This window comes from Sphingomonas sp. ERG5 (assembly GCF_000803065.1).
GTDB lineage: Bacteria > Pseudomonadota > Alphaproteobacteria > Sphingomonadales > Sphingomonadaceae > Sphingomonas.
Window position 1 is genome coordinate 90,093 of sequence record NZ_JSXI01000018.1, and the last position, 22,049, is coordinate 112,141.

General features: G+C 62.8%; 23 protein-coding genes. 12 read left to right on the plus strand and 11 right to left on the minus strand.

What is annotated here, in order from left to right; all coding sequences use genetic code 11:
• Positions 1–76: 76 nt before the first annotated feature.
• Genes rho through OO12_RS05880 form a run of 3 tightly spaced genes read left to right on the plus strand, consistent with a single transcriptional unit; the run spans position 77 to position 2,389 of the window.
• The gene (gene rho / locus OO12_RS05870; RefSeq protein ID WP_034157723.1) at positions 77–1,333 is read left to right on the plus strand and encodes a transcription termination factor Rho; all 1,257 of its coding nucleotides are present in this window, start codon (positions 77–79) and stop codon (positions 1,331–1,333) included.
• Between the two features lies 1 nt (position 1,334).
• Positions 1,335–1,658 carry an antibiotic biosynthesis monooxygenase family protein gene (locus tag OO12_RS05875; protein ID WP_034157724.1) on the plus strand — a complete coding sequence of 108 codons (324 nt, stop codon included), beginning with the start codon at positions 1,335–1,337 and terminating at the stop codon, positions 1,656–1,658.
• The gene (locus tag OO12_RS05880; RefSeq protein WP_034157725.1) at positions 1,655–2,389 is read left to right on the plus strand and encodes a YjbE family putative metal transport protein; all 735 of its coding nucleotides are present in this window, start codon (positions 1,655–1,657) and stop codon (positions 2,387–2,389) included. The genes OO12_RS05875 and OO12_RS05880 overlap by 4 nt, the downstream gene beginning before the upstream one ends.
• 46 nt (positions 2,390–2,435) lie before the next feature.
• Here the strand turns inward: OO12_RS05880 and OO12_RS05885 are convergent, their stop codons facing one another.
• The gene (locus tag OO12_RS05885) at positions 2,436–3,134 is read right to left on the minus strand and encodes a dienelactone hydrolase family protein (protein ID WP_034157726.1); all 699 of its coding nucleotides are present in this window, start codon (positions 3,132–3,134) and stop codon (positions 2,436–2,438) included.
• Positions 3,131–3,613, minus strand: coding sequence for a methylated-DNA--[protein]-cysteine S-methyltransferase (locus tag OO12_RS05890; RefSeq protein ID WP_034157727.1), 483 nt, complete (start codon positions 3,611–3,613; stop codon positions 3,131–3,133). Before OO12_RS05890 ends, OO12_RS05885 begins: the two co-directional genes overlap by 4 nt.
• Positions 3,614–3,663: 50 nt before the next feature.
• Between OO12_RS05890 and OO12_RS05895 the strand changes: the two genes are divergently transcribed.
• The 6 genes from OO12_RS05895 to OO12_RS05920 all read left to right on the plus strand — a co-directional run bounded on the left by OO12_RS05895 (position 3,664) and on the right by OO12_RS05920 (position 9,388).
• The gene (locus tag OO12_RS05895; protein WP_034157728.1) at positions 3,664–3,897 is read left to right on the plus strand and encodes a DUF6489 family protein; all 234 of its coding nucleotides are present in this window, start codon (positions 3,664–3,666) and stop codon (positions 3,895–3,897) included.
• 4 nt (positions 3,898–3,901) lie between these two features.
• Positions 3,902–5,182, plus strand: a complete 1,281-nt coding sequence (gene mnmE / locus OO12_RS05900; RefSeq protein WP_034157729.1) for a tRNA uridine-5-carboxymethylaminomethyl(34) synthesis GTPase MnmE — start codon at positions 3,902–3,904, stop codon at positions 5,180–5,182.
• Positions 5,183–5,248: 66 nt separating this feature from the next.
• Positions 5,249–7,090 (plus strand): tRNA uridine-5-carboxymethylaminomethyl(34) synthesis enzyme MnmG, encoded by a 1,842-nt coding sequence (gene mnmG / locus OO12_RS05905; RefSeq protein WP_034157730.1) that lies wholly within the window; start codon positions 5,249–5,251, stop codon positions 7,088–7,090.
• Complete coding sequence (locus OO12_RS05910; protein ID WP_034157731.1) at positions 7,087–7,701, plus strand: 16S rRNA (guanine(527)-N(7))-methyltransferase RsmG; 615 nt, start codon at positions 7,087–7,089, stop codon at positions 7,699–7,701. Before mnmG ends, OO12_RS05910 begins: the two co-directional genes overlap by 4 nt.
• Entirely contained in the window at positions 7,698–8,486 is a 789-nt protein-coding gene (locus tag OO12_RS05915; RefSeq protein ID WP_034157732.1) for a ParA family protein, read from the plus strand. The genes OO12_RS05910 and OO12_RS05915 overlap by 4 nt, the downstream gene beginning before the upstream one ends.
• The gene (locus tag OO12_RS05920) at positions 8,483–9,388 is read left to right on the plus strand and encodes a ParB/RepB/Spo0J family partition protein (RefSeq protein WP_034157733.1); all 906 of its coding nucleotides are present in this window, start codon (positions 8,483–8,485) and stop codon (positions 9,386–9,388) included. Before OO12_RS05915 ends, OO12_RS05920 begins: the two co-directional genes overlap by 4 nt.
• A 52-nt stretch (positions 9,389–9,440) precedes the next feature.
• Here OO12_RS05920 and holA read toward each other — a convergent pair whose 3' ends face one another.
• The 4 genes from holA to OO12_RS05940 are packed head-to-tail and all read right to left on the minus strand — an operon-like array spanning position 9,441 to position 13,997.
• Positions 9,441–10,454: a DNA polymerase III subunit delta gene (gene holA, locus OO12_RS05925; RefSeq protein WP_034157734.1), complete on the minus strand. Its 1,014-nt coding sequence runs from the start codon at positions 10,452–10,454 to the stop codon at positions 9,441–9,443.
• 22 nt (positions 10,455–10,476) lie between these two features.
• Complete coding sequence (gene lptE, locus OO12_RS05930; protein WP_034157735.1) at positions 10,477–10,992, minus strand: LPS assembly lipoprotein LptE; 516 nt, start codon at positions 10,990–10,992, stop codon at positions 10,477–10,479.
• Positions 10,989–13,535: a leucine--tRNA ligase gene (leuS, locus tag OO12_RS05935; RefSeq protein WP_034157736.1), complete on the minus strand. Its 2,547-nt coding sequence runs from the start codon at positions 13,533–13,535 to the stop codon at positions 10,989–10,991. Before leuS ends, lptE begins: the two co-directional genes overlap by 4 nt.
• A 15-nt stretch (positions 13,536–13,550) precedes the next feature.
• Positions 13,551–13,997 (minus strand): DUF3576 domain-containing protein, encoded by a 447-nt coding sequence (locus OO12_RS05940; RefSeq protein WP_034157737.1) that lies wholly within the window; start codon positions 13,995–13,997, stop codon positions 13,551–13,553.
• A gap of 241 nt (positions 13,998–14,238) precedes the next feature.
• Here OO12_RS05940 and OO12_RS05945 point away from each other — a divergent pair, with 241 nt between their 5' ends.
• Complete coding sequence (locus tag OO12_RS05945) at positions 14,239–14,955, plus strand: hypothetical protein (RefSeq protein WP_327196001.1); 717 nt, start codon at positions 14,239–14,241, stop codon at positions 14,953–14,955.
• Here the strand turns inward: OO12_RS05945 and OO12_RS05950 are convergent.
• Positions 14,928–15,509 carry a thiamine phosphate synthase gene (locus tag OO12_RS05950; protein WP_235364693.1) on the minus strand — a complete coding sequence of 194 codons (582 nt, stop codon included), beginning with the start codon at positions 15,507–15,509 and terminating at the stop codon, positions 14,928–14,930. The two genes, OO12_RS05945 and OO12_RS05950, sit on opposite strands and share 28 nt — an antisense overlap.
• Before the next feature lie 22 nt (positions 15,510–15,531).
• Between OO12_RS05950 and OO12_RS05955 the strand changes: the two genes are divergently transcribed.
• The gene (locus tag OO12_RS05955; protein WP_034157738.1) at positions 15,532–16,200 is read left to right on the plus strand and encodes a YggS family pyridoxal phosphate-dependent enzyme; all 669 of its coding nucleotides are present in this window, start codon (positions 15,532–15,534) and stop codon (positions 16,198–16,200) included.
• The gene (locus tag OO12_RS05960; RefSeq protein WP_034157739.1) at positions 16,197–16,859 is read left to right on the plus strand and encodes an HAD family hydrolase; all 663 of its coding nucleotides are present in this window, start codon (positions 16,197–16,199) and stop codon (positions 16,857–16,859) included. Before OO12_RS05955 ends, OO12_RS05960 begins: the two co-directional genes overlap by 4 nt.
• On the opposite strand, the gene ribA is transcribed toward OO12_RS05960, so the two are convergent.
• The 4 genes from ribA to OO12_RS05980 all read right to left on the minus strand — a co-directional run bounded on the left by ribA (position 16,856) and on the right by OO12_RS05980 (position 21,984).
• The gene (gene ribA, locus OO12_RS05965; RefSeq protein ID WP_052215580.1) at positions 16,856–17,950 is read right to left on the minus strand and encodes a GTP cyclohydrolase II; all 1,095 of its coding nucleotides are present in this window, start codon (positions 17,948–17,950) and stop codon (positions 16,856–16,858) included. The genes OO12_RS05960 and ribA overlap by 4 nt on opposite strands.
• Positions 17,947–18,741, minus strand: a complete 795-nt coding sequence (xth, locus tag OO12_RS05970; protein WP_034157740.1) for an exodeoxyribonuclease III — start codon at positions 18,739–18,741, stop codon at positions 17,947–17,949. The genes ribA and xth overlap by 4 nt, the downstream gene beginning before the upstream one ends.
• A gap of 251 nt (positions 18,742–18,992) precedes the next feature.
• Complete coding sequence (locus OO12_RS05975) at positions 18,993–19,613, minus strand: LolA family protein (RefSeq protein ID WP_052215581.1); 621 nt, start codon at positions 19,611–19,613, stop codon at positions 18,993–18,995.
• Positions 19,614–19,680: 67 nt separating this feature from the next.
• Positions 19,681–21,984 carry a DNA translocase FtsK gene (locus tag OO12_RS05980; RefSeq protein WP_034157741.1) on the minus strand — a complete coding sequence of 768 codons (2,304 nt, stop codon included), beginning with the start codon at positions 21,982–21,984 and terminating at the stop codon, positions 19,681–19,683.
• Positions 21,985–22,049 lie beyond the last annotated feature (65 nt).

Genomic DNA, 22,049 nt, shown 5'->3' on the forward strand with positions numbered 1-22,049 from the left:
TCCTTCCTCCAGCATCGTCGCATATCCTTTGCAGACTGACGCTCCCCGACCAGCCCCGTGACGCCGGACGCCCCAAATGCATCTCAAAGACCTGAAGAACAAGAAACCCGCCGAACTGGTCGAAATGGCCGAGGAGCTTGGCATCGAGGGGGCATCGACCCTACGCAAGCAGGATCTGATGTTCGCGATCCTCAAGGTCCAGGCCGAAAATGGCGAACAGATTATGGGCCTTGGCACGATCGAAGTGCTGCCCGACGGTTTCGGTTTCCTGCGCTCGCCCGAGGCGAATTATCTCGCCGGTCCCGACGATATCTATATCTCGCCCAATCAGGTTCGTAAGTTCGGCCTGCGCACCGGGGATACGGTCGAAGGCGAAATCCGCGGCCCCAAGGACGGCGAGCGCTATTTTGCACTGGTCAAGCTGACCGCGGTCAATTTCGACGATCCCGATGCGGTCCGTCACCGCGTCAATTTCGACAACCTCACCCCGCTTTATCCCGATGAGAAGCTGACGCTCGATCCGCAGGATCCGACGATCAAGGACAAGTCGGCGCGAGTCATCGACATCGTCAGCCCACAGGGCAAGGGTCAGCGCGCCCTGATCGTCGCGCCGCCGCGGGTCGGCAAGACCGTCCTGCTCCAGAACATGGCCAAGGCGATCACCGACAATCATCCCGAGGTGTTCCTGATCGTCCTGCTGATCGACGAACGGCCGGAAGAAGTGACTGATATGCAACGTTCGGTGAAGGGCGAGGTCATCTCCTCGACCTTCGATGAACCGGCGCAGCGTCACGTACAAGTTGCTGAAATGGTTATCGAAAAGGCCAAGCGCCTGGTCGAGCACAAAAAGGATGTCGTGATCCTGCTCGATTCGATCACGCGTCTCGGCCGCGCCTACAACACTGTCGTCCCGTCATCGGGCAAGGTGCTGACAGGCGGTGTCGACGCAAACGCCCTGCAGCGCCCGAAGCGCTTCTTCGGTGCTGCGCGTAACATCGAGGAGGGTGGCTCGCTCTCGATCATCGCTACCGCGCTGATCGATACCGGCAGCCGCATGGACGAGGTGATCTTCGAAGAATTCAAGGGCACCGGTAACTCGGAAATCGTGCTCGACCGCAAGGTTGCCGACAAGCGCATTTTCCCGGCCCTGGATGTCGGCAAGTCCGGCACCCGCAAGGAAGAATTGCTGGTCGATCAGGGCAAGCTGTCCAAGATGTGGGTGTTGCGCCGTATCCTGATGCAGATGGGCACCATCGACGCGATGGAATTCCTGCTCGACAAGATGAAGAATTCCAAGACCAACGAAGATTTCTTCGATTCGATGAATCAGTAGGATGGTTGTCGAACACGCGTTGCTGCAGGTCAGACCGGGGCAGGACGCGGCGTTCGAAGAAGCAATCCGGGCGGCGCGCCCGCTGATTGCGGCGTCGCCGGGGTTCATCTCGATCGAGGTGCGCCCGGCGGCGGAGCAGCCTGGTCTATATCTGCTGATTGTGGCCTGGACCGATATCGCCGCGCACCGCGATGGTTTCCGCACATCGGATCGATATGTGCAGTGGCGCGCTTTGCTTCACGGCTTCTATAAGCCGATGCCGACCATCACCTATTTCGCCCAAGATTTGTTAGCCCAAGATCCATTTGCGGAGTCGATCCCTTGAGCGTCATCGCCCTATTGTCCGCCGCTGCCCCCACGGTCGAACCCATGTCGCTGAGCTGGTTGTGGAATCACATCGTCAGCGATTTCGCGAACATCGGTACGGCCTCGGCTATGACCGCATTTGCGACTGTCGTCCTGCTCGATGTTGCGCTTGCCGGGGACAATGCGATCATCGTCGGCGCGCTCGCTGCGGGATTGCCCGCCGAACAGCGCAAGAAGGTGATCGCGATCGGCATTCTCGCCGCATTGCTGCTGCGCATCGTGTTCGCGGTCGCCGTGCTTTATGGTCTGGAGAGTTTCAAGCATTACGGTCTGGTGCTGGGCGGCGGCCTGTTGCTGCTTTGGGTTGCGTGGAAAATGTACCGCGAACTTCGCCCGCATGGTGCGGCCGGCGGTTCTCCCGAGGTCGATGGCGACGAACAGAGCGGCATCAGACCGGCGAAGAGCTTTGTCGCAGCGGCCTGGGCAGTTGCGGTTGCCGATGTATCGATGAGCCTCGACAATGTCTTGGCCGTGGCCGGCGCGGCGCGCGCTCATCCCGGAATCATGGTGATCGGTCTGATCCTGTCAGTCGCGCTGATGGGCATCGCCGCCAATGTGATTGCCAAATATATCGAGCGCTATCGCTGGATTGCCTGGGTCGGCCTGGTCATCATCCTGTATGTCGCGGGCAAGATGATCTTCGAGGGCTGGCACGACATGCAGCCGTTCATCAGTGCGGTCACCGGGTAAGACACCGAAGAGCCGCGATATTCTCGCGGCTCTTCCAGTAACGAATCTAGCCGAGATGTTCGGCGAAGAACGCGGCGCTGCGGCTGTCGGCCAGGTCGGCGGCTGTGGCCGAGCGCCTGGCGCCCACTTCAGTCGCGAAACCATGATCCTCGCCGGGATAATCGTACAGCGTAACCTTGGGATGATCGTCGAGACCCTGGTGCATCCGCGTCTGGGCCGCCTTGTCGACGAAGTGATCCTCCTGTGGGATGTGCAACAGTATCGGATGGGCGATCGCATGCTTCTCGCTCAGCAGCCCATCAATGCCCACGCCATAATAGCCGATGCTGGCATCCACATCGGTACGCGTCGCGGTCATAAAGGCGAGGCGGCCGCCCAGGCAGTATCCCACCGCACCAACCTTGCCGCCATCGACCAGGGTTCGTGCCCCGCGGATCGTCGCTTCGATATCCGCGACGCTGATCTGTTGATCGAACTGACCCATCAGTTGCAAGGCGCGGTCGAATTCCGGCTTGATGTCGGGATCGAGTTCGATGCCCGGCTCGAGCCGCCAGAACAAGTCCGGCGCGATAGCGAGGTAGCCGTCTTCGGCCAGCCGGTCGCATTTGCGGCGAATGCCGGCATTCACGCCAAAGATTTCCTGAATGACCACGATCGCGGCGCGGGCCTTGCCCGCCGGCTCGGCCACATAAGCCGTGAAGTTGCCGTCATGGTCGAGTGTTTCGATGCTGATCGTCCGGGTCATAACAGCGTCTTTCCTGCGTAGCGGCGCTCATGATCGAGCAGCCATTGTTTGGTGCCGGGTCCATCACCCGCCGAATAAGCGCCGAGCCCGCCATCGACATTGAGCACGCGATGGCAGGGCACGACGATCGGAAAGGGATTGCGTGCGCAGGCCTGGCCGATCGCGCGGGCACTCGATCCAATCGACCGCGATAAGCCGCCATAGCTCATCGTGTCACCGAACGGGATCTCGACTATGGCGTGACGCAGTGCATTGCCCCGCAAGGTCGCCGCCGGGGTGAGGGGAAGAGTGAAACGGGTCAACCTTCCGGAAAACCAGTCGCTGAGTTGGTTCGCTGCGGCGATTACAGCGAGGGCCTTTCCGGCGATCGGATCCAGCGTGCCCGCTTCGATCGAGATCGAATCGACGCTGGTATCCGAGCCCGAAACGCGCACCATACCGATGGGCGTTGCGATCAGGGCAAAGTCGCGCGCATACATGGGCAGGGTTATGCCGGGCGCGCGATGTGCGCTCAAGCGGAGATGACGCGATGAAGATCAATGTTGAGGTGGAATGCACCCCCGAGGAGGCGCGCCGCGTCATGGGCTTGCCGGATTTCACGCCGGTCCACGAAAAATACATCGCGATGCTCAAGGATTCGATGGACGGGGTGGTCGCACCCGACATGCTCGAAAATGTGATGAAGAGCTGGGCGCCGATGGGCGATGTCGGCATGAACTTCTGGCGCAAGATGTTCGACGCCTCGAACAAGTCCAGCGACTGAGCTTATGGAGACGATCTTCGCGGTATCGAGCGGCGCGCCCCCCGCCGCGATCGCGGTGCTGCGGATCAGCGGACCAGGAGCGTTCGCGGCAATGCAGGCACTTGCCGGAGTTTTGCCACCGCCGCGGGTCGCCACGCTGCGCAAACTGCGCGGTGCCGATGGCGACCTGCTCGACCACGCGCTGTTGCTCACCTTTCCCGGACCCGCGAGCGCAACCGGAGAGGATGTGGCTGAGCTTCACCTCCATGGTGGACGCGCGGTCGTCGCCGCAGTCGAACGCGCGCTCGACGACAGGGCTGGGTTGCGCCGGGCCGAGCCCGGAGAGTTCACGCGCCGGGCACTGATGGCGGGACGGATAGATCTGACCGAAGCGGAAGGGTTGGGCGACCTCCTCACTGCCGAGACGGAGACCCAGCGCCGCGCAGCGATGACGGCAGCTGAAGGGGGCGTACGCCGCCGGATCGAAACATGGTCGGCGCGCCTGCTTGGACTGGCAGCGCGGGTCGAGGCGCAGCTCGACTTTGCCGATGAAGATGATGTCGAGCCGGAAGAAGCTGCGCATATCGCGGGTGCGGCGCGGGCGTTGGCTGAGGATATTGCTGTCATTGTCGCCGCCCCACCGGTCGAGCGGTTGCGTGACGGTATTCGCGTCGTGCTGGCGGGGCCGCCCAATAGTGGCAAGTCGACGCTGATCAATGCGCTGGTCGATCGCGACGTGGCGATCGTGTCGCCGATCGCGGGCACAACCCGTGATCGGATCGAAGTGCCAGTCAGCCATGAAGGTGTCGCTTATCTGCTGACTGACACCGCCGGACTGGCCGGTGCGACATCGGATCCGATCGAAGCAATTGGCATCGAGCGTGCGGAGGCGGCGATGGCGACGGCGGATATCGTTCTATGGTTGGGCGATGAATTGCCGACCGTCGCGAACGGTCTCTGGATCCATGCACGCGCGGATCGGCTGGGTCGCGAGACTTTGCCCGAAGGGCGAATGATCGCCGTGTCGGCGGCAACGGGGGCGGGAATCCCTGAGCTATGGCAGTTGATCGAAGCGCGGGCTCTGTCATTGCTACCGCGATTGGACGATGTGGTGCTGAATAGACGCCAACGCTCACTCGCGGGGGAATGTGGAGCGCTGTTGAAGGAGGCGTCGCAGGCATCGGATCTGCTGATCGTTGCCGAGCATTTCAGGTTGGGCCTGGCCGCACTCGACCGGATAACCGGACATAGCGACACTGAAGCCATGCTCGACAATCTGTTCCGCAAGTTCTGCATCGGCAAATGACGTTCCACGTGGAACAGTTGGGGAAACAGTTTTGACAGCGCGCGCGCGGCGACCTAGCGCACAGTCATGATCGAGTTCGACGTCATCGTTATCGGCGGAGGCCATGCTGGCACGGAAGCGGCCGCCGCAGCAGCGCGCTGTGGCGCGCGTACCGCGCTGGTCAGTTTCGATCCGAGCAAGATCGGGGCGATGTCATGCAATCCGGCAATCGGGGGTCTCGGCAAAGGTCATCTCGTGCGTGAGGTCGATGCCTTTGGTGGACTGATCGCGCGCGCGACGGATGCCGCTGGTATCCATTATCGCATGCTCAATCGCAGCAAGGGCAGCGCAGTACAGGGGCCGCGGGTACAGGCGGATCGGCGTCTTTATGCAAGCGCGATTCAGCAGATGCTGGACGAGCAGGATGGTTTAACCATCGTTGAAGGCGAGGCGGCTGCGCTGTCATTTGATCCATCAAGCGCGGTGAATGGCATTGTCCTGGCCGATGGCCGGACCCTGGTGGCGCGGTCAGTGATTCTCGCGACCGGTACCTTTCTCGGCGGGCGGATGTTCCGCGGCGAGGAGCGTCTTGCCGGCGGCCGGGTAGGCGAGGCCGCTGCGACCCGGCTCGCGGTGCAGCTACGCGACGCAAAACTGCCTATGGCGCGACTGAAGACCGGGACGCCGCCGCGACTTGATGGCCGCACCATCGATTGGTCGGCCCTGGCGGAGCAGCCCAGCGATACCGAGCTATGGACCATGTCGCCATTGTCGCAGGGTCGACCCTTGCCGCAGCTTTTCTGCGCGATTACCCGGACGACTGCCCGGACGCATGACATCATCCGCGCCTCGCTCGACCGATCGCCCTTGTTTGGCGGTGCGATCGGCGGGGCGGGGCCGCGATATTGCCCGTCGATCGAAGACAAGATTCATCGCTTTGGTGACCGGGATGGGCATCAGATCTTTCTTGAACCCGAAGGCCTGGATGATCTGGCGATCTATCCAAACGGAATCTCCACATCACTGCCGACCGACGTTCAGGAGGCAATGATCGCGTCGATCCCTGGGTTGGAGAAAGCGGCGATCATGGTGCCGGGCTATGCGGTCGAATATGACCATATCGATCCGCGCGCGCTTGCGCCGACGCTGGAGGTGAGAGCCATTCCGGGCTTATTCTGTGCCGGCCAGATCAACGGCACGACGGGCTATGAAGAGGCGGCAGGGCAGGGGTTGATCGCCGGACTGAATGCCGCTGCGCGCGCGCTGGGCACGGCGTCGATCATTCTCGACCGGTCGAGCAGCTATCTGGGCGTGATGATCGATGACTTGGTGTTACAGGGGATCACCGAACCTTATCGCATGCTGACGGCACGGGCGGAATATCGTCTGCGCTTGCGTGCCGATAATGCCGAGACCCGGCTTGGTGGCATTGCCGAGGCTGTAGGCGCATTGGGGCACGAACGCCGTGGCCGGCTGGCCATGCGCCGTGAAGCTTTGGCCCAGATTGCCACCGCGCTCGATCGACGCGTTTCGGCAGCGGATATTGTTCAGCGTGGCGGTATGAGTGTCGAAGGGCCTTCGCGCCCGGGGGCCGACTGGCTGCGATTGGCGGGGATCGACATTGTCCATGTTGCGCCTGATCTGATCGGCCAGCACGATCCTGTATTGATCGCCGAGGCGGTCGAGGATGCGCGCTATGCGCCCTATATCGCCCGACAAGCAGATGATGTCGCACGGCTGCGCGGCAATGATGCGGTGGCTCTTCCTGCTGATCTGGATTTTGCTGCGATACCGGGCTTGTCGCATGAAATGGTTGAGCGCCTGATAGCGGCGGCACCGACATCCCTCGGCGCTGCGGGAAGGATCAGGGGCATCACGCCAGCCGCTCTGACTGCCATTCTTCTTCATGTACGCCGCCGCGCAGCATGACCGAGGAGGAGGGACAGCAATGGATCGTCGATCGCTTTGGCAACCAAGGCCATTCGCGCCTGGCGCATCTCGCCGCACTTGTTCGGGCGGAAGCGACACATCAGAATCTGGTCTCTGCCTCGACGCTCGATTCCCTATGGGTTCGGCATATCGTCGATTCCGCTCAGCTCTTGCAGTTTGCGGACGGAATCGAAGGGAGTTGGCTTGATATCGGAACTGGTGCGGGTTTCCCCGGCATGGTCGTTGCGCTGTTGCGCGACCGCCCGACCATATTGGTTGAACCGCGCCGGCGGAGGGCTGATTTCCTTACTGTGATGGCTGGTGTCCTTGGCATTTCACACAGCGTCACCGTCATCGCGGCAAAAGTTGAAGCAGCGAATGTGTCTGCCGCAATTATTTCTGCGCGCGCCGTGGCGCCGGTTGATGTTTTGTTGACGTCCGCTGCCCATGTTGCGAGCATCGAGACCCGCTGGCTGTTGCCAAAAGGGCTTCGTGCGCGTGAAGAGGTGGCGCAAGCGCGGCAAGCATGGCATGGTATGTTTCACGTGGAACACAGCGTTACCGATCCTAACTCGCTCATCGTAATCGCCAGCAAGGTGTCTCGTCGATGAATGTCATTGCTGTTGCCAATCAAAAAGGTGGGGTCGGCAAGACGACCACCGCGATCAATCTTGGTACCGCGTTGGCCGCGACCGGAATGCGTGTCCTGATCATCGATCTCGACCCACAGGGTAATGCATCAACGGGTCTCGGCATCAATCGCGCCGATCGTGATAAGTCGACTTACGACATCTTGCTTGGCGAAATGTCGCTTACCGAAGCAGCGATGCCGACCTGCGTGCCGATGCTGGATATCGTACCCGCGACCGCCGATCTGTCAGGTGCGGAGATTGAGCTGGTCGATTATGAGGAGCGCACGCATCGGTTGAGCCGCGCGCTTGGCCGATGCGAAAGCCGTTGGGATGTCGTGCTGATCGATTGCCCGCCATCGCTCGGTTTGCTGACACTCAATGCAATGGTTGCAGCCAATTCGCTACTCGTGCCGCTGCAGTGTGAGTTCTTTGCGCTGGAGGGGCTCAGTCAGTTGCTCGGAACGGTCGAACGCATACGCGAACGCTTCAATCCCGGGCTGACCATACTCGGCGTCGCGCTGACCATGTATGACCGCCGCAACCGGCTCACCGATCAGGTCTCCGCCGATGTTCGCGCGGTGCTCGGCCGTGTCGTCTTCGAAACCGTCATTCCGCGCAATGTCCGTTTGTCTGAAGCGCCGAGCCATGGTGTTCCGGCGCTGATCTATGATTATCGTTGCTCGGGGTCGGAGGCCTATATTGCATTGGCCCGCGAACTGATCGCCCGTCTTCCCAAACCAGCCTCAGCCAGCAGGGCCGCATGACAGATCAGGAACCAGGAGCCCTTGGCCGAATCAAACCTCGCTCTGGTCTTGGTCGTGGCCTCAATGCGCTGCTCGGCGACGTGGCACGCGAAGAACCGGTTGCCGAAGGCAGTGTAAAGTCCACTGGGATCCGCACTTTGCCGGTCGGATCCCTCAGCCCGCATCCCGGGCAGCCGCGGCGGCATTTCGAGGAATCGGCGCTCGAGGAACTGGCCACGTCGATTGCGGCACGCGGGCTGATCCAGCCGATTGTCGTGCGGCCGCATGGTAAGGGCTATCAAATTGTCGCCGGCGAGCGCCGTTGGCGGGCGGCCCAGCGCGCCAGGCTCCATGAAGTACCAGTAATCGTTAGAGATTTTGACGATGCGGAGACTCTGGAGGTCGCGCTTGTCGAAAATATTCAGCGCCAGGATCTGAATGCGATCGAAGAGGCAGAAGCCTATCATCGGCTGATCGATGATTTCGGTCATACCCAGGATGCGCTAGGCAAGCTGGTCCATAAATCGCGCAGTCACATCGCCAATCTGCTGCGCTTGCTCGATTTGCCGCAGCCAGTACAGGAGCGCGTTGTCACTGGCGATTTGACGATGGGCCATGCCCGTGCGCTGATCGGTGCGGCGGATGTAGAAAGCCTTGCCGATCAGGTGGTTGCCAAGGGTCTTTCAGTACGTGAAACCGAGCGGCTGGCGCGTGCCGCGAAGCCCGATGCACAACGTGTGCGGCGCGGAGGGGATGGTGGTCGCGACGCCGATCTTGCTGCGCTTGAGCATCAGCTGGGTGATTTGCTCGGCTTGTCGGTGCGCATCGCGCATGGTCCCAAGGGCGGCACCCTGACGCTGAGCTATGCGACGCTCGACCAGCTCGACATGATTTGCCAGCGCCTGAGCGGGGAGCGGATTTAAAAGGCGAGCGGGGAGCGGATCTGAAAAGATCGGCGGGTAGAGTGGATTCGGCTCAGCGTTGCCGTGCGGCCATCCGTGCGACGGCAAGGATGGCCGATTGTGCGAGGACATTGCCGGCGCTCGCTGATCCCATCATGCCGCGTTCAGCCTGGCGAATGCGGTCGATCGCGACGGTGATCCGGTCGCTCCGCCAATGTCGCAAGGCGCGTGCGGTAATTGCTTTCTCCCGAAAGAACACGCCTTCCGACACTTGGGCGACGCCTGCGCCTGCGTCGATCTGTGCGCGCAGGTCGGCCAGCGTCATTAGCCGGCGAGCGAGCTGACGGAGTATCGGGATCGGCGAAACGCCGGCCTCGTCCAGTCGCGCCAGCTCGGTTCCGAGGATATCCGGCTGACCGTCAATCGCTGCATCGATTGCCCGACTCATCTCGGCATCGCCCAGATCAGCACCGATTGCATCGAGCGCTGCATCGTCGATTTCGCGCGGCCTATCGGGCGCTGCATCAAGATAGAGCGCAATCTTCTCCAATTCGCGCGTCATCACCGATCGGTCACCGCCACTCGCGGTTGCCAATCGCATCGCCGTGTCGCCCGTGGTGCGCAAACCCTGTTCGCGCGCGATCGTCACCGCCAGCTTCTCGGCATCGGCGCCCTCGGGCACATAACAGGCAAAGGCCATCGCACGCGGCGAGGCGAGGGCGAGCTTGACCAGCCTGGCGGAGGATTTGAGTGACGGGGCGATCGCGACCACCGGATTCCCGGCTCGCTCACCGTCGAGCAGCAAGGTAGCAGCTTCCACACATTCTTCGCCCGCACCCGTAATGCGAATATGCCGCGCGCCGCCGAATAGTGACAGCGATGCGGCTTCATCGGCCAACCGGCCGGGATTGGATTTCAGCGTTGAAGGTTCGAGATCGACGCGCTCGGCCTCCGGCCCCATTGTGCGCGCCAGCCGCACCGCCCATTCCTGCGCGCCAGCTTCGTCTGGCCCATGAAGGAGGTAAAGGCGGATGTCGGGATTGGCGGCGTCGATCGCCCCGCGCAGTTGATTGGCGTTCGCCTTCATCGCCCCATCACCATCGGGGCCGTCATGGCGCTTTCGAGGCTTGCGTCCGTTGGGCGTAGAGCGCGACGCGTGAGACGATCTGTTCGGCGACGATGTCCGACAGTCGCTCGAGTGCGGTATTCTCCGCCGCGATCGTCGCATACTCAGATCCGACCACGTCAATGCCGGCGTCCGATCCCGCCGTGGCATCAAGCAGCACCGTGCCTTTAGCGAGGTCGATCAACTGATAGCGTGCCCGCAGTCTCCGTTGCTCTCGTGCGACGCTGTTGTCACGCCGCACGCCGAGCCCAGTGATCTTGTCGTCGAGCCTGACTTCAAGCCGATAAAGCGGTGTGGCACCACCGGCCGCAAACCGGTCATTGAGTGCGTTCCCCATCAGCCAGCCGGCTTTGCCCTCGATCGGCGCAACCTGAATTCGGGTCAGCGTCGTTGCGACCGCGCCCGAGCCGCCACCCACATAAAGCGGCTTCAGGCTACAGCCCGACAGAGCGAGGGCTGCGAGAGCGAGCGGGGCGGCAAGGCTGGCGATGCGCTTCATGCGACGATGTTTATCAGACGATCGGGCACATAGATGATCTTTTTCGGCGTCTGGCCCTCCAGGATGCGCTGGACGTTCGCATTGGTGAGTGCGATCGGTTCGACCGTTTCGCGTGGACTGCCCTTGGGCATGGTCAAAGCATCGCGCAGCTTGCCATTGACCTGCACCGCGATCGTCACTTCGTCCTCGACCAGTAACGCCGGATCGACTTTGGGCCAGGCCGCATCGGCGATCAGGCCTTCTTCACCGGACGCGGCCCAGGCTTCCTCGGCCAGATGCGGCGCCATTGGCGCGACGAGGCGCATCAGCGTGCGAATCGCGTTCGCACGCGAGGCGGATGGGCCGGCGCGCTCGATCGCGTTGACCAGTTCGTACAGCTTGGCGACTGCCTTGTTGAAGGCGAGCGCTTCGATATCGATCGCGATGCCGGCGATCGTCTGATGCAGCTTGCGGTCGATCGCGACATCGCTGCCTTCGGCCGCTTCAAGGCCATCGAACAGCCGCCACAGGCGCTGCGTAAAGCGCCACGAGCCCTCGATTCCGGCCTCGCTCCATGGCAGGTCGCGTTCCGGCGGCGAGTCGGAGAGCATGAACCAGCGCACCGCGTCCGCGCCATACTGGTCGACGATCGGCTCGGGATCGACCGTATTCTTCTTCGACTTGGACATCTTCTCGACCCGGCCGACCGTGACGGCTTCGCCGGTAGTGATCTCGAACACGCCATTGTCGCGCCGCTCGATATCATCGGGCGACAGCCAGAGCGGTTTGCTGATGATGTCGATGCCGTCGGTGCCCGTCTCCTGCACGATTCGGCTATAGGTTTCGTGCGTCACCATGCCCTGAGTGAACAGCCCGGCGAAAGGCTCGGTCACATCGAGCTGTCCGATATGTTTCAGAGCGCGCGTCCAGAAGCGTGCATAGAGCAAGTGCAGGATCGCATGCTCGACCCCACCAATATACTGGCCCACCGGCAGCCATTTCTCGGCCACCTCACGGTCGAACGGCTTGTCCTTGGGCTGGCTGGCGAAGCGGATGAAATACCAGGACGAATCGACGAACGTGTCGAGCGTATCGGTCTCACGCCGCGCCACGCCGCCACAGTTCGGGCAATCGACATGCTTCCAGGTCGGATGGCGGTCGAGCGGGTTACCGGGAATGTCGAAACTGACATCCTCAGGCAGCACCACCGGCAATTGCTCGCGCGGCACCGGCACCGCGCCGCACGCGTCGCAATGGATGATCGGGATCGGCGTGCCCCAGTAGCGCTGGCGCGATACGCCCCAGTCGCGCAGCCGGAATACAGTCGAGCCCTTGCCCCATCCGTCATCTTCGGCGCGGCGGATCACGGTGCGCTTGGCATCCTCGACATCCATCCCGTCGAGGAAATGCGAATTCACCAGCGTACCGGGTCCGGTATAGGCGTCATTGCCCGTAAAGACGGGATTCTCGATTTCGCCATCGGACACGACACGGTGCACGGGCAGGGCATATTTGCGCGCGAAATCCAGATCGCGCTGGTCGTGCGCCGGCACGCCGAACACTGCACCTGAACCATAGTCCATGAGCACGAAATTGGCGATATAGACCGGCAATTGCCAAGTCGAATCAAAGGGATGTGTCGCACGCAGTCCGGTGTCGAAGCCGAGCTTCTCCTGTGTCTCCAGCTCCGCCGCGGTGGTCCCGCCGCGCTTGCACAGCGCGATGAACTCGGCCGCCGCCGGATTCGCCTCGGCAACCGCGCGCGCGATCGGATGGTCCGCCGCGACCGCGACGAAGCTTGCGCCGAAAATGGTATCGGGCCGGGTGGTGAACACCTCGACCTTTCCCCCGTCGCCGAGCGCGAAGTTGAAAGTCAGCCCCTGGCTGCGGCCGATCCAGTTCTCCTGCATCAGCTTGACCTTGTCGGGCCAATGTTCGAGCGCGCCGAGGCCGTCAATCAACTCATCAGCGAAATCGGTGATCTTGAGGAACCACTGGCTCAGCTTGCGCCGTTCGACCAACGCGCCCGAACGCCAGCCGCGTCCGTCGATGACTTGTTCATTGGCCAGCACGGTCATGTCGACCGGGTCCCAGTTGACCGCCGATTCCTTGCGATAGACCAGGCCGTGCGCGAACAGGTCGAGGAACAATGCCTGCTCGTGCCCGTAATAATCGGGTTCGCAGGTCGCCAGTTCACGTGTCCAGTCGAGCGCGAAACCGAGCCGCTTCAGCTGCGCCTTCATCGTTGCGATATTGGCGCGGGTCCAGCCGCCAGGATGGACGCCTTTTTCCATCGCGGCATTCTCGGCCGGCATGCCGAAAGCGTCCCACCCCATCGGATGGAGCACTTCATGTCCGATCATCCGGCGATAACGCGCAAGGACGTCGCCCATCGTATAGTTGCGGACATGGCCCATATGGATCCGGCCCGATGGGTACGGAAACATCTCGAGCACATAGGAACGGGGCTTCGCTGAATCGTCGCGCGCGGCGAAGGTGCGGCGTTCTTCCCACACCGCCTGCCACGCCGCGTCCGCCTTCAGCGCATTGAAGCGCGAGGCCATTGGATTGGGTACCTTTTATCCAGTGAGCGACGCGCGACGCAGATCGCGGGCGCGCGTCAGAATGGCGTCTTCCAGCTTCTGGACCGTCGCGGCCTTGACCGGGGCGGCAATCCATTGGCCGTTCTGGTTGACTTCGCGCAGCGCCGCGACGCGCAGTGCGTCGGCACGCAGGTCCTGATCGAGAATGGTCACCGTCACCTTGACCCGCTCGGTCGGCGCCGAGGGATTGATGTACCAGTCGGTGACGATCACGCCGCCGTTCGAATCGGTTTGCAGCAGCGGCATAAAGCTCAGCGTGTCGAGCGTTGCGCGCCACAAATAGCTGTTTACACCGATGGTGGTGATCTTCGACGCGGCGAGATCGGCCTGGGGGCGATCCTTGCCATGGCCGCACGCACCCAGCGCAAGAGCGGGAGTCAGGGCGAGCAAAGCCAGAAGCGCGGGGGCCGGACGGCGGATCATTGGCGGTTTCCTGGGCGTAATTTGAACATGAGCGTGCATCTATAGATGGTCTCACGCCCGCCGCAAGCACAGGCGAAAAGGGGGCCGGAAAGCAGGCTGGAAACCGGGGCAGGGATCGTTGCCTGTGGGCGGATTGCAACAGTTGTACAGAAAGCGACTCCGGGCAGTAGTGACTAGCGCCAGAATCATGTTAGGCGCGTTATGAATTCGGTGTGGAGTCGCGCCGGAAATGAGGGTGCACGTGGTCGCTGGTCGCACGATTGTCGGGGTTGCTTTGGGGGCGCTGGTCGCCGCCGGCTTCGCTGTCGCGCCCGCACTCGGAGCGCCCGAGGCCCCGAATCGCGCGGAAAAGCGTCCGATCGCCATGCGCGGTATCGGATCTTTCACCCCGGCCTCGGCCGATCCGCGGCTTGCGGCTGTGCTCGCACGCAGCGGTCTCGATGCCACCAGCTTCCGCTTCACACCATCCGAATCACGCCGCAACATCAGCCGCGCAGTGACGGTGGCGGTTCGCGCGCGCTCGACGCGCAGTGCGCTCGACGCGGAACGGGCAGCGATCACGCCAATCCAGCCATCGGTCAGCCTCGCGCCGATCGCTTATAATCTCGGTGTCTCGGTCGGCTGGAAGCGTTTTGCGCTGTCGGGCGAGGTCGCCCGGGTCGACCTCGCCGCGCTGCCTGGCAGCCGCGAAAGCGTCGATCTCGGTATCAGCTATACTGGCCGCAGATTCAGCGGTCGAGTGAAGGCGGTCGCTGATCGTCCGCTCGCGAATTCGCCCAAGCTGGTCGAGGATGCGCCGGCTTATGCGCTCGATGTCGGCGGTTCCTATTCGCTGACCCGCAACCTCGATGTGACTGCGGGCGTACGTTACAAGTCGGAGGCAGAGCGACTGCCGCGTGTTGCCGACGAACGCCGCGACAGCCAGGCTGTCTATATCGGAACCGCGTTCCGCTTCTGATTTTTACGCGTCGGCTGCTGCCACGCATCTATCGCCGCCCAGCCGTAAAAGCCTAGTCGAGCCGATCGACGGCCGCGCGACGGGTTCATGCCGCCAAGCGCGATACACTTCGTGCCGAGACCTTTTGTCATGAGCGCGGCGCGCACCGGCCCCAATGACGCCGCACCGGGATGAGTACGCGTCGGGAAGATCGGCGAAACGAAGATCAGATCCGCACCTGCGCGCTTGCCGGCAATTGCCTCGCGTCGCGAATGCGCCGACCAGGTCCTGATCCCGCCGACCGGCAGCCGGCCTGGTCCATGAATACCCATTTCGCCGATCATCCGCTCCGCCCCCGCCCGGATCAGAATCAGGCCCTTGCGTCGGGCGAGCCGCAACAGGCGATCGAACAGCACGCGCCGCATCGGAAGGGCCGTATCGAAATGGCGAAATACCACTCCCGAACCTCGCGGCAGGGCCTCCAGCGCTCGCCATAATGTGTCGCCCAGGCGCTCGTCGGTCATCAGCCATCGGGCGGGCAACGGAATCGAGACGTCGGGGTGGCGAGCGGGCACAGCGCTCCTTATAGCAGCGCCGATGTCTTCGCACGATCCCGCAACCCGTCTCGCCATCATCAATGAGTCGATCGCTCGCGCTGCCGACCTGGCGAAGCGCCGGTCGGGCGATGTGACGCTGATCGCCGTGTCCAAAACACAAACCGCCGAGGCAATCCTGCCGCTGCTTGCGGCAGGCCAGCGTGATTTCGGTGAAAACAGGGTACAGGAGGCGGAGACCAAATGGCCGGCCTTGCGTGAGGATTATCCCGACACGGTCCTTCACCTGATCGGCCAACTTCAATCGAACAAGGCGGAAGAAGCGGTTGCCCTGTTCGACGGGATCCACTCGGTCGACCGGTCCTCGCTGGTCGCGGCGCTTGCCCGGGCGATGGACAAGACCGGGCGGCGACCGACCTGTTTCATCCAGGTCAATATCGGCGACGAAGGGCAGAAGGGCGGCTGCGCGATCGACGGCCTCGCCGCCTTGCTCGCCGAAGCACGTGTAGCCGGCCTGCCCATTGCTGGCTTGATGGCGATCCCCCCGGCGATGGTCGATGCCGCGCCCTATTTCGCGCTATTGGCGAAGATCGCGCGCGACCATGGCCTGGCCGGGCTGAGCATGGGCATGTCGGGCGATTTCGAAACCGCGGTGACGATCGGCGCGACACATGTTCGCGTGGGCACCGCCCTATTTGGTGCGCGAGCATGAGGTTCGACGCCATCATTTTCGACTTCGACGGCGTGCTGATCGAGAGCGAACTGGTCGGCAACCGCCAAATCGCCCGCTATCTGACCGGTATCGGCCATCCCACCACCACCGAAGAATCGATGGCCAATTTCATGGGCCTGTCGGGTGGCGATTTCATTGCGGCGGTCGAACGCTGGATCGGTCGTGTCCTGCCCGACGATTTCCATGCCGAGCGCAAGGCCGAAGATGAGCGCGTGATGGTCGAAGGCATCGATGCGGTCGCCGGCGCGATCGGCTTTGTTCAAAGCCTGTCCCCCGACTTGCCGATCGCCATCGCTTCGTCGAGTTCGTGCCGCTGGATCAGGCGTCATCTCGACCATATCGGACTGCGCCACCGCTTCGAGCCGATGATTTTCAGTGGCCGTGAACATGTCGCGCACGGCAAGCCGGCACCCGACCTCTATCTTTACGCGGCGCATGCGCTCGGCGTCGAAATCGCGCGCTGCGTGATCATCGAGGATTCGCCGGTCGGCGCCACCGGCGCGGTGGAGTCGGGCGCGCATGTCATTGGCTTTGTCGGTGGTAGTCACTGCGCGCCGGACCATGGCGACCGGCTCAGAGCGCTCGGCGTGCGCGACATCGCCGCGACCTTCGACGATGTGACGGACCTGCTCGCCTAAAGCTGGTGCCCGGTGCGATCGCGCTTGGTCGCCAGATAATGTTCGTTGTGCGGGTTGGTCGGCAGGAAATGCGGCACCCGCTCGATCACGCTGATTCCCGCCGCTTCGAGCTGTGCGACCTTTTGCGGATTGTTGGTCAACAATCGTACCGATCGCTGTCCAAGCAGCGCCAGCATTCGCGCCGCGACCGAAAAATCGCGTGCGTCGATCGCAAAGCCGAGCCGCGTATTGGCGTCGACCGTATCGAAACCCTGATCCTGCAGGGCATAGGCGCGCAATTTGTTGATCAGGCCAATGCCGCGCCCTTCCTGGCGCAGATAGAGCAAGATGCCCCAGCCGCTCGCGGCAATCGCCGCGATCGCCGCATCGAGTTGGGGACCGCAATCGCATTTGAGACTGCCAAGCACATCGCCGGTCAGGCATTCGCTGTGCAACCGGACCAGCGGCGGCTGACCATTGGGTGTGCCGATCAGCAGCGCGATATGCTCGCCCGGCGACTCGGGCGTGCGGAACGCGACGATCTCGGCATGCTCCGCTCCCGCTACCGGCAGCTTCGCCCGCGCCGCGATGGTCAGCCTTATGGCATCCTCATGCGCATCGATATCGGCGACGGAGGTCGCTGGCGCGATGTTCTGGTCAACCTGATCGCCGGGAATGACGAAGAAGGCGGGCAGCATGCCGCTGATCCGGGCTAGTCGCAGCGCTGCCGTGCCAGCCGCTTGCGCGCTGAGCGGAATCGCGCGGAACGGGCCCTTCATCGGCGTCTTGAGGTCGAATTGCGGATCGGCCAATGCGGTCGCGGTGGCGAAATCGAGCCAGGACGCGCGCTCCACCAGTACCGGTGCATCGGGCACTGCCGCGTCGACCTGATTGGCGAGCTTCAGCGTCGCGGCGCGCCCAGCGGACAGCAGGATCGGGGCGATTCCGTCGCGATCGAACGCCGCCAGCCGCACCGGATCGGCGGTCTCGACCGGCAGCAGCGCCAGTGTCCCGTCGCTCCCGGCAATGGCGATCGGCCATCCGCGCCGCAAAGCGTCGATTGCACGGGCGGCGGCGGCTGCATCGCCCGTCTCTTGCCTTACCCCCGTCATAGAGCGAACTCGGTCATGATCGGCACATGGTCCGACGGTTTCAGCCAACTGCGGCAATCCTCGAATACCGTATGGCTGATGGCGGTCTTCGCGACATCGGTGGTCGCCCACATATGGTCAAGCCGCCGCCCGCGGTCCGATGCCAGCCAATCCTTGGCGCGATAGCTCCACCAGGTGAACAATCGCGCTGGATTGGGATGGAAATGCCGCCCGAGATCGACCCAGTCATTCGAAGCCTTTAATCCGTCGAGTGCCGCGACCTCGATCGGCGTATGGCTGACAACGTCGAGCAGTTGCTTGTGGCTCCATACATCGCATTCCAGCGGCGCAATGTTGAAATCGCCGACCAGCAGGGTGGGCACGCGCAATTCCTCCGACCAGCGCGTCATGCGCTCGACGAAATCGAGCTTCTGACCGAATTTCGGGTTCACCTCGCGGTCGGGCACGTCGCCACCGGCGGGCACATAGACATTCTCGACCCGCAACCCGTTGGGCAAGCGGACCCCGATATGGCGCGCTTCCTTGTTCGCCTGCCAGTCGAAGCGATCATCCTCGACCAGTGGCACGCGACTGATGATCGCGACACCGTGATGCATCTTCTGCCCGTGAAGGAAGATATGGTTGTAGCCGAGCGCACGGAACGGCGCGGCGGGGAAATCTCCATCGATCACCTTGGTTTCCTGCAGGCACAGGATATCGGGCGTGGCTTCGCGCAGGAACTGTTCGACGATCTCGATGCGGAAACGCACCGAGTTGATGTTCCAGGAAACGATCTTGAGCGTGTCCGTCATCCCGGCGATGTAGCCATGCCGTCATCATAGCGCCAGTCCGCTGCGCCGAAACGGGAAAGGTGCTGGACCAGGCATTGTCCCGGATAAGGAAAGGCCCCCGCTCCGGGGGCATGGAGCGAGGGCCGACCTAGCGTTCGTCACGCAGGCAGGATGGGGACCTTATTCGAGCAACAGGGGGAAAATCCCGAACTGCCCCACATCCGCGAGGGTCGTATTACTGAAGCAAACCTGTCGCCAATATGAATGAAACCCTATCGCGGCCCGGAAATTCGCCGTGGATCGTTCCAGCGGAACGCTCCGTCGCTGATTGTCGCGTTGAAGCGCTGATTCGTCAGCCGGATAGTGGTGCGATTATTCTGGCTGTCGAGCGCGACCCAGCCTTGCAGCATCAGTTCGCCCGGCGCGGACTCGTTGCGTACAAAGACCAGGGTGATGCGGCCATATTCCGGATGCTTGGGGTCGTTCGCCTCGACCGAGATGATTCGCGGGTCATTGCCCGGGACCACCTTGGCGAAGCGCGTCATGTCGCGCTCGGGGTTGAGCAGGATCGACAGCGGCGAATTGCCGATCGGCCAGCGCTGCACTTGCTTCACCGAATAATCAATGAAGGTCAGCGCCTTGCCGTCGCCGACGATCAGGATCGGCACGCCCTTTTCATATTGGAAGCGGATTTTGCCCGGCTTCTTCAGGGTCAGTTCTCCGGTCACCACCTTGCCGACCCGGTCAGTCTGGGTGAAGGTCGCGGTCATGCTCTGCACCGTTTGCAGATGCGTCTGGACCAGGCCAAGATCGCCGGGGGCATGGGCAGGTGTCGGCGCCGCAGCGACGAGAACGGGGACCGCGGCCAGCGCGGATAACAGACGGAAATTCACGAAACTCTCCCGATACAGGCCGTATGCGCTATGGCCTCGGCCTTGAACCCGTTGTGAACCGCTGGCGCTACAACGGGTTCCCGTCGCGGTCGCGCAACACATCGCGGCGGCCGACATGATCGGGGCGCGAGACGATCCCGTCCTTCTCCATCCGCTCGATCAATCGGGCGGCGGAATTATAGCCGATGCGCAATTGCCGCTGCAGCCAGGAGGTTGATGCCTTCTGGCTCTCGACCACCAGCTGGATCGCCGAGCGATATTGCTGGTCTTCGGCCGAATCCTCGCCGGTCGGGGCACCGTCGAGGACGAAGCCGTCCTCGGGTTCCTCGGTGACCGACTGAATATAGTCGGGCCGGCCCTGGGCCCGCCAGTGATCGGCGACCGCGCGGACCTCGTCGTCGGACACGAACGGCCCATGCACGCGCACGACACCCTTGCCGCCGGGCATATAGAGCATATCCCCCTTGCCGAGCAGTTGTTCGGCGCCCTGTTCGCCTAGAATGGTTCGCGAATCGATCTTGGAGGTGACGTGGAAGCTGATTCGCGTCGGGAGATTCGCCTTGATCACGCCGGTGATGACATCGACCGAAGGGCGCTGCGTCGCCATGATCAAATGAATGCCCGCTGCGCGCGCCTTTTGCGCGAGGCGCTGGATCAGGAATTCGACTTCCTTGCCCGCAGTCATCATCAGGTCGGCAAGCTCGTCAACGATCACCACGATTTGCGGCAGTGGCTGGAAGTCGAGTGTTTCCTCCTCATAGACCGGCTGGCGCGTGTCGGGGTCGTAGCCGGTCTGCACGCGGCGGCCGAGCGGCTGGCCCTTGGCGCGGGCGGCGCGGACCTTCTCGTTGAAGCTGGCGAGACTGCGCACGCCGACCGACGACATCTGCCGGTAGCGGTCCTCCATCTGCTCGACTGCCCATTTCAGCGCGCGCACCGCCTTGGCGGGGTCTGTGACGACCGGGGCGAGGAGATGCGGGATATCCTCATACATGCTCAGTTCGAGCATCTTCGGATCGATCATGATCATCCGGCACTGGTCAGGTCGCAGCCGGTACAGCAGCGACAGGATCATGCAATTGAGCCCGACCGATTTGCCCGATCCGGTGGTGCCGGCAACAAGCAGATGCGGCATCGGCGCGAGATCGGCAATCACTGGATCGCCGGCGATATTCTTGCCCAGCACGAGTGGCAGCGAGGCGGACTGATCCTCGAAGGTCTGCGACCCGATCAACTCGTGCAACCCGACCGTTTCGCGTCGCGCATTGGGCAATTCGATGCCGATCACGGTACGGCCTGGAATCGTCGCGACGCGCGCGGAGATCGCCGACATGTTGCGCGCGATATCGTCGGCGAGTTGGATTACGCGGCTTGCCTTGATCCCCGATGCCGGTTCCAGCTCGTACATCGTCACCACCGGCCCCGGCCGGATATTGATGATCGATCCCTTGACGTGGAAATCGTCGAGCACCGATTCGAGCAGCCGGGCATTGCGTTCCAGCGCTGCCTTATCGATCGGCCCGCCCGGTGCGGGCGGTGCCGGCTTGAGCAAGTCCAGCGGCGGCAGTTGCGAATTGTCGCCCAGGTCGAACGAGGCCTGCTTGGTCTTGGGCTTGGCGACCGAGGGGGCGAGTGACCGTTCGGCGATCACCGGGCCAGGGCGCGAATCAGGCTTGGCGACCGGGCGCGGTTCCGGCCTCTTTGTCGTGATGCGCGGCGATTCGGGCGGCAGGACTTGCTGGTCGGGAATGCTCAGATCGGCCTTGAACGGCAGCAATTGCTGCCAGTCGCGTTCGGCAAGGCTGATCTGCAGTGCGCGGACGTAGATTACTGCGCCCGCCACGCCGGCCAGCAGGCCGGCCGCGCGCCCTGTCCACAGGATCGCGACCGGGTCGCCGATGAAATCGATGCCCCAGCGCAGCAGGTCGGCAAGCGACAGGCCGATCAGCCCACCCCAGCCGGCGGGGAATGCCCGCACCGCCGATACCCACACGAAGGACAAGGCTGTGCCGATCAGCGCCACGCCGATCACTGCGCTGATCAGCATGCGGCGCCAGCGTCCCGCTGAAACGCCGCGCCACAGGCGTGTCGCGAGGATCGGTGCAACCGGCAGCAGCAATATGGTGGGCAGTGGCCCGAACAAAGTGAAGGCGAGATCGGCGAACCAGGCGCCCGGCGGTCCGAGCCAATTCTGTGCCGGGCCGCCCGACGCGGTGTTGAGCGACGGATCGCCCGAATGATAGCTGGCCAACGCGATGATCATCAAAATGGTCAGGGTAAACAAGAAGATTGCGCCGAGCAGCGCGCTGCTGCGCACCGCTCCCGCCTTCATCGTTTCGCGCCAAAGCGGTGGCTGCGCCCGGCTCGCCATGTGTCGTCCTCGTCTGTCCGCTATCTGTTCTGCAATGATCGCGCTTGTCGACTCCCCCGTCAAGC